The 14,211-nt window shown below is 37.1% G+C and carries 16 protein-coding genes and 1 pseudogene; 8 read left to right on the top strand and 9 right to left on the bottom strand.

Annotated features, from left to right (window positions below):
* The 6 genes and pseudogenes from carB to KC820_RS12365 form a co-directional block, all read right to left on the bottom strand.
* A partial coding sequence (gene carB, locus KC820_RS12390; RefSeq protein WP_212371466.1) for a carbamoyl-phosphate synthase large subunit occupies positions 1–1,716 on the bottom strand: 1,716 nt, incomplete at its 3' end.
* Positions 1,700–2,803 (bottom strand): carbamoyl phosphate synthase small subunit, encoded by a 1,104-nt coding sequence (locus tag KC820_RS12385; protein ID WP_212371458.1) that lies wholly within the window; start codon positions 2,801–2,803, stop codon positions 1,700–1,702. The genes carB and KC820_RS12385, both read right to left, overlap by 17 nt.
* Entirely contained in the window at positions 2,796–4,085 is a 1,290-nt protein-coding gene (locus KC820_RS12380; protein ID WP_212371457.1) for a dihydroorotase, read from the bottom strand. Before KC820_RS12380 ends, KC820_RS12385 begins: the two co-directional genes overlap by 8 nt.
* On the bottom strand, positions 4,048–4,968 hold the full coding sequence (locus KC820_RS12375; RefSeq protein ID WP_212371455.1) for an aspartate carbamoyltransferase catalytic subunit: 921 nt from the start codon (positions 4,966–4,968) through the stop codon (positions 4,048–4,050). Before KC820_RS12375 ends, KC820_RS12380 begins: the two co-directional genes overlap by 38 nt.
* A gap of 477 nt (positions 4,969–5,445) precedes the next feature.
* Positions 5,446–5,666: pseudogene (locus KC820_RS13340) on the bottom strand (IS3 family transposase); the annotation flags it as partial.
* Positions 5,667–5,750: 84 nt separating this feature from the next.
* Positions 5,751–6,209, bottom strand: a complete 459-nt coding sequence (locus KC820_RS12365; RefSeq protein WP_212371451.1) for a hypothetical protein — start codon at positions 6,207–6,209, stop codon at positions 5,751–5,753.
* Positions 6,210–6,638: 429 nt separating this feature from the next.
* Between KC820_RS12365 and KC820_RS12360 the strand changes: the two genes are divergently transcribed.
* Together KC820_RS12360 and KC820_RS12355 are read left to right on the top strand one after the other, a co-directional pair.
* Positions 6,639–7,013, top strand: a complete 375-nt coding sequence (locus KC820_RS12360) for a GrpB family protein (protein WP_336511049.1) — start codon at positions 6,639–6,641, stop codon at positions 7,011–7,013.
* A gap of 96 nt (positions 7,014–7,109) precedes the next feature.
* A complete protein-coding gene (locus KC820_RS12355; RefSeq protein WP_186279663.1) occupies positions 7,110–7,283 on the top strand; it encodes a hypothetical protein in 174 nt (57 codons plus the stop codon).
* Positions 7,284–7,387: 104 nt separating this feature from the next.
* Here the strand turns inward: KC820_RS12355 and KC820_RS12350 are convergent, their stop codons facing one another.
* Positions 7,388–8,110 (bottom strand): type II toxin-antitoxin system prevent-host-death family antitoxin, encoded by a 723-nt coding sequence (locus tag KC820_RS12350; protein WP_144089424.1) that lies wholly within the window; start codon positions 8,108–8,110, stop codon positions 7,388–7,390.
* A gap of 127 nt (positions 8,111–8,237) precedes the next feature.
* Between KC820_RS12350 and KC820_RS12345 the strand changes: the two genes are divergently transcribed.
* Positions 8,238–8,621, top strand: a complete 384-nt coding sequence (locus KC820_RS12345) for a nuclear transport factor 2 family protein (RefSeq protein ID WP_212371443.1) — start codon at positions 8,238–8,240, stop codon at positions 8,619–8,621.
* A gap of 100 nt (positions 8,622–8,721) precedes the next feature.
* A complete protein-coding gene (locus KC820_RS12340) occupies positions 8,722–9,192 on the top strand; it encodes a DinB family protein (RefSeq protein ID WP_212371441.1) in 471 nt (156 codons plus the stop codon).
* Positions 9,193–9,237: 45 nt separating this feature from the next.
* On the opposite strand, the gene thiD is transcribed toward KC820_RS12340, so the two are convergent.
* Both thiD and KC820_RS12330 read right to left on the bottom strand, forming a co-directional pair.
* The gene (gene thiD, locus KC820_RS12335; RefSeq protein WP_212371439.1) at positions 9,238–10,074 is read right to left on the bottom strand and encodes a bifunctional hydroxymethylpyrimidine kinase/phosphomethylpyrimidine kinase; all 837 of its coding nucleotides are present in this window, start codon (positions 10,072–10,074) and stop codon (positions 9,238–9,240) included.
* A 23-nt stretch (positions 10,075–10,097) separates the two neighbouring features.
* Positions 10,098–10,853 (bottom strand): exodeoxyribonuclease III, encoded by a 756-nt coding sequence (locus tag KC820_RS12330; protein WP_212371437.1) that lies wholly within the window; start codon positions 10,851–10,853, stop codon positions 10,098–10,100.
* A 194-nt stretch (positions 10,854–11,047) separates the two neighbouring features.
* Here KC820_RS12330 and KC820_RS12325 point away from each other — a divergent pair, with 194 nt between their 5' ends.
* From KC820_RS12325 to KC820_RS12310, 4 genes are read left to right on the top strand one after another with little or no spacing between them, the layout of a single operon-like run.
* Positions 11,048–11,428 (top strand): GntR family transcriptional regulator, encoded by a 381-nt coding sequence (locus KC820_RS12325; protein ID WP_212371435.1) that lies wholly within the window; start codon positions 11,048–11,050, stop codon positions 11,426–11,428.
* Positions 11,421–12,110 (top strand): ABC transporter ATP-binding protein, encoded by a 690-nt coding sequence (locus KC820_RS12320; RefSeq protein WP_212371434.1) that lies wholly within the window; start codon positions 11,421–11,423, stop codon positions 12,108–12,110. Before KC820_RS12325 ends, KC820_RS12320 begins: the two co-directional genes overlap by 8 nt.
* Positions 12,107–12,940 (top strand): hypothetical protein, encoded by an 834-nt coding sequence (locus KC820_RS12315; protein WP_212371432.1) that lies wholly within the window; start codon positions 12,107–12,109, stop codon positions 12,938–12,940. The genes KC820_RS12320 and KC820_RS12315 overlap by 4 nt, the downstream gene beginning before the upstream one ends.
* A 12-nt stretch (positions 12,941–12,952) precedes the next feature.
* Complete coding sequence (locus KC820_RS12310) at positions 12,953–14,134, top strand: hypothetical protein (RefSeq protein WP_212371430.1); 1,182 nt, start codon at positions 12,953–12,955, stop codon at positions 14,132–14,134.
* Positions 14,135–14,211 lie beyond the last annotated feature (77 nt).

The raw sequence follows: 14,211 nt of genomic DNA, 5'->3' as shown, positions 1-14,211 counted from the left end.
CGCATAGTCAAATTCAATGCCTTGACCGATACGAATTGGACCAGAGCCGAGAATGAGAACTTTTTTTCGTGTAGATCGATTGGATTCATTTTCTTTCTCATATGTGCTGTAAAAATACGGCGTAACTGACTCAAACTCTGCTGCACATGTATCGACCATTTTGTAAACAGGGAAGAGGTTTGTCTCACGTCTAAGTTGGAAAATATCATCTGCTGTTTGATTCGATAATCTAGCTATCTGTCGATCTGATAATCCGACTTTTTTTGCTTCTTGCAGTAACTCTTCAGAAAGTTTGTTTGCAATTAGCTTTTTTTCAAGTGTGATAATACTATTCAATTGATGAAGAAAATAATGATTGATCTTTGTCCAGTGGTGAATATCGTCGACCGTCATACCACGTCGTAAAGCTTCAGCTAAAACAAATATACGTTCGTCATCTGCACGTGTTAATTTATCAATAATAGATGTATCTGATAGCTCTTCGATAAATTTTAGTCTGAATTCTTCAGCCCCAATATCAAGCGAGCGGATACCTTTTAACAGAGATTCGGTAAATGAACGACCAAGGGCCATGATTTCGCCAGTTGCTTTCATTTGGGTTCCAAGATAGCGATTTCCTGACGTAAATTTATCAAATGGAAATCGGGGAAATTTCGTGACAATATAATCGAGTGTTGGCTCAAACATGCCTGACGTATTAGTAATTGGATTCATTATTTCATCTAATGTTAAGCCTACCGCTATTTTGGCTGCTACTTTAGCAATCGGGTAACCCGTTGCTTTAGAAGCAAGTGCTGATGATCTGCTAACGCGAGGATTCACTTCGATAATATAGTAAGTTAAACTGTCTGGATCGAGGGCTAGCTGCACATTACATCCACCCTCAATTTTTAGGGCGCGTATTATCTTTAAGGAAGCGTTTCTTAATAATTGATGCTCCTGATTATTCAATGTTTGGGAAGGAGCAACGACGAAGGAGTCTCCGGTATGAATGCCGACTGGATCTACGTTCTCCATATCACAAACAACGATTGCTTGGTCATTTTTATCTCTGAGAACTTCAAATTCAATTTCTTTAAAGCCGGCAATATTTTTTTCTATAAGACATTGATTCATCGGTGAAAGAGAGAGGCCCGCACGAGTAATTTCTTTCAATTCTTTTTGGTCGTAACACATACCTCCACCTGTTCCGCCTAATGTATAGGCAGGGCGGACGATAAGTGGATACCCAATTTCACTCGCAAACTCTAAAGCTTCTTCAACTGTTGTGACAATTCGACTATCTGGAACTGGTTCATTTATTTCTCTCATTAAGGAGCGGAATTTCTCTCGATCTTCAGCTTTTTCTATCGCATCTAGAGAAGATCCTAAAAGCGTAACGCCATATTCTTTTAATATACCAGCTTTTTCAAGTTCGATGGCCAGGTTTAATCCTGTTTGTCCCCCAAGCGTTGGGAGGAGTGCATCCGGTTGTTCTTTTTGAATGATTTTCTTTAAAAACTCAATCGTCAATGGTTCCATATAAACTTTATCAGCAACAGTGTGATCGGTCATAATCGTTGCTGGGTTTGAATTTGCTAGAATGACAGTATACCCTTCTTCGCGCAGTGACTCACATGCCTGGGTTCCAGAATAATCAAACTCCGCTGCTTGACCAATCACAATAGGACCTGATCCAATAACAAGAATTTTATTAATATCAGTATTTTTCGACATACATATCCTCCTTATTTTTTGCTTGATCATGCTGTATGGCTGTTAAAAATTCATCGTACAAATAGTGCATATCTTCAGGTCCAGGTTTCCCTTCCGGTTGAAATTGAACTGAAAAATACGAATAGGATTTATGGCGAAGGCCTTCGATTGCATCGTCATTTAATCCGATATGCGTAATCTCTAAGTCGGTATTTTGTAGAGAGTTTCTACTAACTGAGTAGAGATGATTTTGGCTCGTCATATATGATTTTTGTTTCAACAAATCTTTGACTGGATAGTTATTGCCATGGTGACCGTATAACATTTTTTCAGTTTCAGCACCAAATCCCAAAGCCATCACTTGATGACCTAAGCCAATGCCGAATACTGGGATATGCCTCGGTAGTTGCTGGATCGTTGCGATTGTTTCTGGAAGATTTTTAGGGTTTCCAGGACCGCTTGTAATGAAGATGCCATCTGGCTTCAATCGTATAATTTGATCAGCTGAATAGTTATATGGCACTACCGTTACTTGGCAATCTCGTGCGGTCAATTCTCTTAAAATACTCAGTTTCATTCCTAGGTCGATGACGACGATGTTAGACCCTTTGCCTGGGATTACATATGGTTTTTGAGTAGAGACTCTTTGGACTTGGTCTGAGGAATCTTTTACATTTTTCAACTTTTTAATCGTCATATCAATTGGGGTGTCGACATCAACAATCGAACCTTTCAATGTTCCAAATTGACGAATATGTTTTGTTAACATCCGTGTATCAATATTTGCAAGTCCGGGTATTTGTTGATCGAGTAAAAAAGAATTTAAATCTTTTGCATTCTGAGAACTATTCGGAGAGTTACCATAATCTTTAACAATTAACCCATTTAGATAAGCGGACATACAGTCATTCTGATTAATTCCGTTTGTACCTATTTTCGGGCTCGTCATGACGACTAACTGTCCACAATACGAGGGATCTGATAACACATGCTCATAGCCGGTCATTCCTGTATTGAAAATCATCTCGCCATTTACTTCGCCTTGATAACCAAATCCAATTCCATCCATTACAGTACCATCTTCTAGCACGAGTCGACGTTTACTCATTATTTACCTCCTCATATACGACTTCACCTTCAAACATAGTCAGAACAGGAATTCCACGGACGTCATATTGATCAAATGGTGTGTTTTTTCCTTTTGAATAAAACTTGTTTTTATCAATCGTAATCGTTTTTTCTAAATCGACTAACGTAAGGTCTGCGAGATTTCCTTCTTCTAATTTTCCAAAAGGGAGGTTAAATGTTTTTGCAGGTTTAATCGTTAGCCAATCAATTAATTGCTTCAGTGTTACCTTTTTTGTTTCGACAAGGGAGGTGTACAAAATTGGAAATGCGGTCTCTAAACCGACGATTCCAAATGGAGCTTCTAAAAATCCTTTTTCTTTTTCTGATGCTGTATGTGGTGCATGGTCTGTTGCAATAAAGTCAATCGTGCCATCAAGCAATCCTTCCAGTAGTGCTTGTTGATCTTTTTTGCTTCTAAGTGGTGGGTTCATCTTAAATTGGGCATTGTCTGATTGGATGTCAGTTTCATTAAGAACTAAATGGTGCGGAGATACTTCAGCAGTGACATGTATACCGGCCTTCTTTGCATCCCGAATGACCCTCACAGACTCTTTTGTGCTGACGTGGCAGACATGATAATGGCAGCCTGTTGCTTCTGCTAAGAGCACATCACGTGCAATGTGGACTGATTCACTGATCGAAGGAATCCCAGGAAGATGTAATCTTTTGCTTACGTCTCCATCATGGATTACTCCCTCATATACAAGTGAATTATCTTCACAGTGAGCTACAATTGGTTTGTTAACGGCTACTGCTTGCTTCATTGCACGATACATCATATCTGCGGATTGAATACCCACACCATCATCCGTAAAAGCGAAACAACTAGCATTTGATAGTTCCTCCATATTTACAATCGTTTCACCTTGTAATCCTTCCGTTATTGCAGCATAAGGTAAGACTCTGATTAAAGCGTCTTGCTTTATTCTTTCATGGAGTTGAATCAATTTATCAGATGAGTCAGGAACGGGGTTTGTATTTGGCATTGCACAAACCGTAGTGAATCCTCCTCGTGCAGCAGCATTTGTTCCCGTTTTGATTGTTTCTTTTTGTTCACCACCTGGTTCTCGTAAGTGGATATGTACATCGATAAAACCTGGTACTAACAAATTTCCCTTGCAGTCAATCACGTCGTCAATATTCTCTTTACCAATGTCAGCACTGCTTATTTTGCTAATTTTATGGTCGGTAATTAATACGTTTTTTGTTTCTAACTCGTTCGTATTAGAGTATAGCGTTGCGTTCTTCAGTAAAATCTTCATGTTTTAACACTCCCCAATCTTGTAATAGTTTCATAATTAGAGCCATTCTTACATACACACCATTTTCCATTTGTTTGAAGATTCGAGATCGATCACATTCTACAAGGGCTGAATCAATTTCTATATCTCGGTTGATAGGTGCAGGATGAAGAATAATTGCATGCTTTTTCATTCGCTTTTCTCTTAATTTTGTTAACCCGTACTTTTCTAGATAGTCTGTTTTTGTTTCGTTATTGCCAATATGACGCTCAGATTGCACTCGTAAAAGCATAACGACATCACTTATCTCTACTGCTTGATCTACAGGAATGTTTGGTATTGTTAACTTGTCGTCCTCTAAAGCTGGCGGTGCGCTAACATAGACATCAGCTCCTAACTTTTGTAATGCTTTGATGTTTGAATGGGCGACACGGCTATGTTTGATGTCACCGACTATAGAAATCTTTAAGTCTTTAAATTGTTCAAAGGAATCATATATAGTTAGTAAATCCAATAAACACTGCGTTGGGTGTTCGGATTTACCTGCTCCTGCGTTAATAATAGGAATCGAGATATCCTTTAGCTCATACATCCAACGATCCGATTGATGTCTGATAACTAGAAAGTTAGCGCCAATGGCTTCAAATGTTTTGGCCGTATCGTATAAACTTTCACCTTTTTTTGTACTCGATATGGATTCATTGAAATCTAATACGTCAATTCCTAATTTTCTCTGTGCGACGATAAAGCTCATTTTAGTTCGTGTACTTGGCTCGAAAAATAAATTGGCCCCGAAAATTTTCTCGTCTATGTTTGGACTACAAGATTTATATTTTTTGGCCTGTTTTAAAAGCATCATAATCTCAGACTGGGATAACTGATCAATCGAAAAAAAGTGATTCATTTTTGACATTCCTCCTCAGGTCATCACAATAAAAAACCTCTTTGCGAAGGTCGCAAAGAGGTAGACGTGTCCATAGACAAACACGTAATCTTCGAGCAACCTTGCAAACCTCTCTGGATTTGTTTAAAGGTTTCATTTATTTAGTTTATAAATTGATGGAAATTTTTTTGGTCTCTCATTTCACATTTTTAACTGAATAATTCTCGGTGTTCGTCTAGAGTAGTTTCTAAACGTACTTAAAGTTACAAGTAAGGAATGTGTTTAGCTAGTCAAAATGAACCTAGCCAGAACCCTTTTAAAAAAATCCCTTTTCTCCATGAGGAAAAAAGGGATTTGACATACGTATCTCTACCTAAAGTTTGTCGCTTCCTTGATAAGCCTCACAGGACTAAATTAAAGGATATAAGTATTTAATTGTTTTCATTATTCCAGAACTGAGTTGAACTGTCAATATGTTTAAGATTATAAATTATTATTTTATTGATGAGGTGTTTGATACTTACATAGATATGAAACCAAGTGAGGTACGATAGTAATCCCATGAATGCGGATGTTATTAAACCAATGTACATAATCAAATAATGCCATGTCCATCTCTTCCTGACTAGAAAAAACTCGTCGGTAATATATTTAGCCTTGAATGTCGCTTCTGGTAAGGCGCTGTCATTCGGAATTCCATTTTCACTTATGGACCTTTTTCTATAACAAGGTTTTTAATATTTTTCCAAATATTAAGCAGCCAGGAAACCAAAATTTAATTTGTTTCAGGTTGGTAGTTAGGCTTATTTATCTACCACAATAAATTTTGGTTCATATAGACTCAATACTTCTAAAATATCATTATCTGTAAAGTATAAATGGTGTTCAAGTTCAGGAAAGTCCTTACTTTTAAACGAAGAGGTAAAATCATTCCACTTGATAAACTCTGAGTTTTGAACTTTGAAATAGTAATAACAATCTTTATTCACTAAAGAAGGATATTTCCTATTAGCCTGTTGTAAATCAGTTCGAGTCATTTCTGTACCATATCGAAAATTCCAAACGTAGTAACTTACAGGCACTGCTGGATCGAATTGATCATAAATGACTTCTAATGTTTGATGTTTATTTTCTAGGATAATCTTAAATGTTTTTGGACCAAAATGAACATGTCTTAAACTTATCATATAAAAGCGATCGTTCTTCATTTCAAACTGTTTTAATTCATCAGGTTGCCTGGCAATTAGAGATTGAGTTTTCATTATACACCTTCTTTCACTTATACCTAATTTTATCAAAGTATCCTATCTCTTGTATAGAGAATTCAGAAAAAGAGAATTTAACGTCTGGTTTGATAATTTTATTACAAAAGGCGATTGATATTGATTTTTAGACCTAAGTCTTCAAAGAACTAGAGTATACAACCTGGAGGTTTTAAATTATGTAAAAAGCGTTTGAGATAATGTTGGAATAGGAAGGAATCCTAATTCGATATGTCTTCGAACGCTTTTTCTTTTGCTGAAATTCTTCACTCTATAAAGGATTTCAAGACAGCTTAATAGAAGTACTACTTGTATAGACAGTAGGGGGTTACCAAGTATGAAGGTATGGAAAGGTTCTGCAGGTGTCTGTGTTAATGAGGATGGACAGTTACTGATGGTACTACAAGGAAAGCCTGAAGAGATTAAATCGTGGGCTGTTCCTTGATAGACATTGTTGTAGGTGTTGATGATTTAGCTACAGTCGACAAGCCATTATTGAAAGGCCTATCTAAAGCGGATTTTTTAAGGTTGAAAGTCAAAAGACCCGATGAAATTGTTTTAGCAAAGTTTACGGATGATACTTATGAGAAGAAGACTCACTTTATACACTTAGTAGAGTATCACAAGGATCTGTGGAAGAACCTTATTTACTTTAGAGACTATCTAAACTCTAATCCTGAAGCAAGAGAAGAGTATTTAGAATTAAAGAAGGAATATTTAAAACAATCTTCAACTGCAGTAAGTGATTACACAAACCATAAGGTAAAATTCGTAAAAAGTATTTTTTGGAAAGAGAATGGATAACGATCAATAATTCGGGGGTATATAAGAGTTTTAGATATTATTTCATTAACGCAGAAGGTAGTTGAAATTATGAATATAAAAAAACGAGGAGATATTATGAACATTAGGTATGCAACTGCAGAGGATCAAGAATTTATTAATCAATTATGTCAATTAAGCTATACAAAACAGGACCAATGGATTGGTTATCCTCGAGTTAGTGATCTTAGCGAATTACTAGCTGAATACATTGATTCATCTGGTTATGTTAAATGTCAGCCTTTGTGTTAAGTTAATCTTGTCATTTTCTCAATAGTGGTTGACATTATAAAGCGTTGAAGAGTAATCAGAAATTGGCGGAATGCAATTTAGTTAATCTTCAACACTTTACTCAATTATTTTTTAAACAAACCCCTCAATTCAATTTCTAGTTCATCAAATATAAACGATTTAGCTGTATCTTCTGAACTGAAAGACACCATTTCCTTAATGTCTTGGTCTTCGAATTGATAAATGATAATTTGCCTGTTTTCCGGATTAACAATCCAATATTCCTGAACACCAGTTTGGCGATATAAATCTGCTTTAATCAAGAGATCTTTCTTTCTCGTACTTTTTGATAAAACCTCAACAACTAACGATGGCACACCTTTGTAGTAATCATCTGCTCCTAAGTGTTCATCCAGGTCACAGATTACCATTAAGTCAGGTTGTACCATATTCATTTCTCCAGAAGGTTTCATTAGTTCGATGTCGTAAGGTGCTACGAACGGTGTACAATCGGTCCCCTCAAAAAAGTTATGAAATAAAGCAATTAATCTAGTTACTGCATACTGATGCGCTGTCTTTGGGGAGGAAAGTAAATAGATCTCACCATCGATATATTCATAGCGTTCCTCTGTTTCACTACGTAAGCGCAGAAACTCATCATAAGTTGCTTTTTGACCATATCCTTCAATCGGCATCCTTTCGTGAACCCAATTTATTTGATTTTCCTGTTGTTTTGTCGTAAGTCTGGCGATTTCCGTTCCGTTTCGTGTGATAACAATGTCTTCATAGGCGGCCATCATCAGATATTTTCCAAAGTTATTTTGAAGTTCGGTTGAGTTGACAATCATTGGATCACCTCATTAGCTATAATAGCTATTTTAGCTAATTATATTTAATTTATCGGAATATTACAACTAGAGTATGCTAAAATAAGTACCATCGATTTAAAAAATAAAATAATTGAGGAGAACTTTAATGAATTCAAAATTAAAAGACCAACTAAGACGGTTAGAAGAAACCCATATCAACATAGAGGTACGCAAAAGTATGGAAAAACTAGCAGATATTTTAGCAGATGAATTTTTCGAAATTAGCAGTTCCGGAAAAATGTTTGATAAAGAAGAATGTCTGAGAACTGGTGTTGTCTTAACTGAAATGAAGATACATAATTATGAAATTCATCCATTAGCACCTGACGTAGTCTTAGCGACCTATTTTCTAACCGACAAAACGAGGAATCGCAATACGCTCCGAAGTTCGATCTGGAAATGGATTGATGGAAGATGGCAATTATATTTTCATCAAGGGACGATAACAGATGTGCAATTAAGTGAGGTAGAGACTAGTCGTTTCACATAAGTTTGAGCACCGATAGCCCCCAATGTGGTTTTCTTGTATTTCTCCACTTCTTTTACTATGTTTGTAATAGAGTGAAATCAATAAATAAGGAGTGGGATAAATGTATCGAACAACAGATGATTTTCTTCAAGACTGGCAGAATTATGCGAATGGTACACTTCAAGTGTATAATGCAATGACGGATGAAAAGTTAGATCAATCCATTGTTGAAGGGCATAATACGCTCGGCTGGCTTGGGTGGCACGTTGCAGTCGTCACTGGAGCGCTTGGAAAGCAGATGGGATTGGAAGTCGATACGGTCGATGACCCGACGACAGTTCCAAAAGAAGCAAGAGAGATCGCTCGCGTTTTCAAAAAAGTAACGGATCAAATTCAGCAGGGTGCTGAAGGGTTATCCGATGATGAAATGGAAGTAGAAGTGGAAGCATTAGGACAAAACATGCCTCGTGGGAAAGTGTTGAGCATGCTCGTACAACATAATATTCACCACCGTGGGCAAATGACTGTGTTACTACGTCAGGCAGGCTTGGAAGTGCCTGGTGTCATGGGACCGACAAAAGAAAATCAGTAAATAATAAATCCGTCTGATGCATTTCATCAGACGGATTTTTAGTGTTTAGATTTTCTCAGTTTTTACGTTAATATCATATGCATTGCCATAGTTTCTTTTTGCAGCATGATTGGTCGGTCCAACGACATCTGTATAAGAAAAGCTGTATTCAATGGCCGTCGTTATATATTGTTTCGCTTCTAAAACAGCTTCGTCAACATCTTTTTCTTTTGTTAATTGAGCGGCGATTGCTGCTGAGTAGGAGCAGCCTGCTCCGCTTGTGTTCACTGTATCAATTCGTGGTGCTTCGAATGTTGTCAAATGTGTTCCATCAAATAAAACATCGACAGCCGGCCCTTCCAGTCGTCCACCTTTGATGAGAATGTTTTTAGAACCGAGTTGTTGCAGGTCGATGGCTGCTTTTTTCATTTCATCGACAGTGGAGATTGACCGGTGATCTAATAACACGGATGCTTCAGGTATATTCGGTGTAATGATTGTAGCTAGTGGAATTAAGTATTTTTTCAACACTTCAATGGCATCATCTTTTAATAGTTTAGAATTCATTTTTCCAATCATAACCGGATCGACAACAAGATGATTGATTGGAGCTGATTCGATTAACGAGGCAACTAATTCAATGACTTCTTTGGAGAACAGCATGCCAGTCTTGATTCCGTCCACGCCAACTTGTTTGATCGCTGTTGAAAATTGAGCTTCAATTGCTTCCAAACTTATGGCGTGAACATTTTTCTCAGTTTTCGGATGCCTTCCGACAATGGCTGTGATGATGCTCATTCCATAAACATCTAGCTCTTGAAATGTTTTTAAATCAGCTTGGATGCCGGCACTACCTCCCGCGGATGAACCGGCAATTGTCATCGCTCGAGATGGATGTTTCATGTTAAAACCTCTTTCAATAAACATTATATTTTCATTTCCAAATAAATCGGACAGTGGTCACTACCATATATATCAGCATGGATATTAGCAGATTGCAACTGATCGCGAAGACGGTCGGATACAATAAAGTAATCAATCCGCCAACCGATATTTCGCTCACGAACGGTTTTCATGTATGACCACCAGGTGTATAGACCTTCTTCTTGAGGATAGAAATAGCGCAATGTATCGGTAAATCCGCTGCCTAAGAGCCGAGTCATTTTTCCGCGTTCTTCTTTGGTAAAACCGGAGTTTCCATGGTTAGTTTTATCGTTTCGTAGATCAATCTCTTGATGGGCGACATTCAAGTCTCCGCAAAGAATTACAGGTTTTTCTTTGTCTAGCTTTTGTATGTAGTTATAAAACTGTTCTTCCCACTCCAAGCGAATTGGCAGACGCTCCAACGTACGTTGGGAATTCGGTGTATAGACGGTGACAAAGTAGAAGTTCTCGTACTCCAATGTAATGAGTCGACCTTCGGCTTGAATGGTTTCATGATCAAAATTGTAGTAGGCATTTAGCGGCTCATGCTTGGTGAAAATAGCAGTTCCAGCATATCCTTTCCGTTCTGCATAATTCCAAAATTGATGGTAGCCTTCTAACTCCAAACCAATTTGCCCTTCTTGCAATTTAATTTCTTGTACGGCAAAAAAGTCTGCATCTATTTCGTGAAAATAATCTAGAAAACCTTTTCGGATGGCGGCTCTCAGGCCGTTCACATTCCATGATATAAATTTCATTTTCGACCTTCCTTTCCCATGTATTCTATCATATCGTTTGTTTTTTTAAAAAAGTGGTTGACGGTTTCAGTGTATTAAGCATATAATACATTCAGACGGTGTACTAAGTGGTTAATACACTGTTCGTCATATTTTTTTATTCTTGGTGTATTAATCAGTTAATACACTTTGAGATGGGAGTGAGTGCAAAAAAGATGAACATCCAATTTAACAATCGAGATCCCGTTTATATCCAAGTGATTCAGCATTTTAAACTGCAAATCGCCAAGGGTTTTCTGGAATCAGGAGATGTGATTCCTTCAAGAAGGGAGTTGGCTAGCCAGTTGAAAATAAATCCGAATACAGCTCAGCGGGCTTATAAAGAAATGGAGGAGGAAGGGTTGATCAAAACAGAGAAAAACCAGCCGAGCAAGGTGACACATGACCAGGATGTATTGCGCGGTGTACGGAATGAATTAATTGATGAAGCTGTTTCACAATTCGTGGATTCAGTCAAGTCGATCAATGTACCGTTGGAAGATGCGATGAAATTAATAGAAACACATTATAAAGAAAAGGGGGATTCCAATGATTGAAGTTAAAGATATTGTGAAACGTTTTGGTCGTAAAACGGTTTTGGATCAAGTGTCTTTCACAGCTGAGAAAGGGCAAATCACGTGCTTGATTGGTGTAAACGGAATGGGTAAAACAACGATTATGAATGCGATTATGAAGCTAACGCCACTTCAAGCGGGCGAAATTTTAGTTGACGGAGAAAAAGTGACAAAAGATACATTCGAAAAGATTGTGTTCATACCTGATGCAACGATTATGTTGCCGCATTTCACGATCGAAATGGCAATGGAGTTTATGAAAGATTTTTATAAAAATTGGAATCAACGTCGCGCAGACGACATGCTCGCGTTTTTTAAGTTAAATCGTAAAGATAAAATTGCAAGTTTATCAAAAGGAAATACGGCAAAAGTTAATTTATTGCTCGGCCTAGCCGTCGATGCAGATTACATATTAATGGATGAGCCGTTTTCTGGGATTGATATATTTAGCCGTGAACAAATCGCAGAGGTTTTTACAAGTCATTTAATCGAAGATCGTGGTGTGTTGATTACCACGCATGAGATTGGAGATATTGAACACTTGATCGACAAAGTTGTCATATTGAATGACGGTAAGATTCAAAAAGAATTCATGACAGAAGACGTACGAGAGTTAGAAGGAAAGTCAGTCATCGATGTACTTCGGGAGGTGTTCGTTCAATGAAGAATTTCTTTAAGTTATTAAACTTTGAATTAAATCGTGTCATGAAGTTGTTGCTTATTTTGATGGGGTTTACGTTCATTGTTCAACTCGTAGGTGTGTTTGTTGCTAGAAGCAATTATTTGACTCATCTAGAAATGATCCAGCAAAACGAAGGATCATCGGTTTCGCAAGTTTTACAATCTATTGGTTATTTTTCGTTTGATCGAGTTGTTAATAGTTTGTTTTTCATTGGACCGATTATGATTTGTGTTGCTGCCATAATGTTTTATATTTTCTTGATATGGTACCGTGATTGGTTTGGGAAAAATACATTTGTCTATCGCTTGTTGATGCTACCGACGGCACGAATCAATCTCTTTTTCGCAAAGTTAACAACAATTGTGCTTGCAACATTAAGTTTAGTTGGGTTTCAGTTAATTGCTATTCAAATTGAAATGTTGGTGATGAAGTGGACAGTTCCGGGTGAATATGTAATGGAAGTCACTCTTCGACAATTAATAGAGATCCATCCTGTTTTATCGTTAATTGCTCCGAATCAATTTGAATTATTCATGAGTCTCTATGGTGCTGGGATATTGACGGTAATCATTCTCTTTACCGCAATTCTCTTGGAAAGAAGCTACCGGATGAAGGGCGTTTTGTTTGGTGGAACGTTTGTTGTAGCGGTAAATCTGTTGGTCATTTTACCGTTAATTTTAAATCAGACAATCTTTGATTCATTTTTATATAACGGAGAAGTGCTCTTAATAATATTGGCTTTGGGAGTAATCGTTTTGGTTGGTTCCATTTGGCTCAGCAAACGGTTACTGGACGAGAAAATTCGTGTGTAAGGGGGAGAATGAATGAAGAAATATATAAAAACTGCTATATTAATTGCTTTTGTTGTTTTAAGTATAGGAACTTATTATGTGTACACAGCATTAGCATCCAGTGAACATCCGGAATTGTCGATCGAGACCGTTTCCGGCGAAGAAAAATTACTTGATCCGATTACTTTATTGGGCATTCACAGTAAAGAAGCTATGTATACTCGTTTTAAGCTTAATCAACAGGGGTCGACTTATGAAAGTGATTTGAACTTAATCGAGCAGATTGATGGGGTTTTTCAAATTACGAAGGATCGGCTAGAGAATGATTATCGAAGCTTTATGCGAGGGAAAGATTTCTATAGCGGTCATATTTATGAAGATGCTGAACAGTTGGTTATTGTTGAATCAAATTTCAATCGATCATATGAAAACGATATTTCGTTGACTGCTTCTTGGTTGGATAAAAATACAGAAAAATCTACTTCTATAGATGTGGATTTTCCAGGAAATAACTATTCCTTTGCAAATATCATGGATGTACAAATGAATGATAACGTTATTCAAGTATTTGCTAACATGCATGTGAACACAAGAAATGACAATTATACAGAAATTCATCTAATGGAAATCAATGCCGATACCGAGGAATTGATTGGACAAAAGGTATTGTTGTCAGGAGATGAAGAGTCTGATGAAAATTCTAGTGTTAATTTTACTACGCTAAGAGGATCTGTAGAATGGGCTTCATATGAATATATTGTGATTCGAAAAGAGGTTCATCAATTCGACGAGTCAACACAAACACAGCAAGTAACTAAAGATAAATTATATGCATATGATGTGAAAAATAAACAAATGAAAGAGTTAGACATGCCTGAACAGTTTACAACGAGGCATGTAGATTCATTCGATGGCTCGACGCTTTATTTTTATGATGAACTGGCAGAAGGGTTGCGAATTAATAGCTATCAAATTGAAGAAGGTACTTTCTCAGAAGACCTTTTAATAGATGTCGACAGTATTTCTTTTTATCCTTCGCTAACTCATCAAGGAAACCTTTATTTAGTAACCAATACGGACAAAGAAATGTACCTTCAGATCTTTGATTTATCGGATGGTCAATCACTGTATAAAGGAAAAATAAATGCTACAGAGAATGAAGACTTAGAAGATGTTCATATTGAAGAAATTGTTTTAAGTGAAAACAGTGAATGAAGATATAAAGTAAGACCTAAACGAAGAGTTTTCGTTTAGGTCTTTTAGTTTGCCCGGCATGGGTGAATTCTAACGGG

Source organism: Allobacillus saliphilus (genome assembly GCF_018138385.1).
GTDB lineage: Bacteria > Bacillota > Bacilli > Bacillales > Alkalibacillaceae > Allobacillus > Allobacillus saliphilus.
Note: the sequence above shows the minus strand (reverse complement) of the source record. Positions and strands in the feature narration are given on the sequence as shown.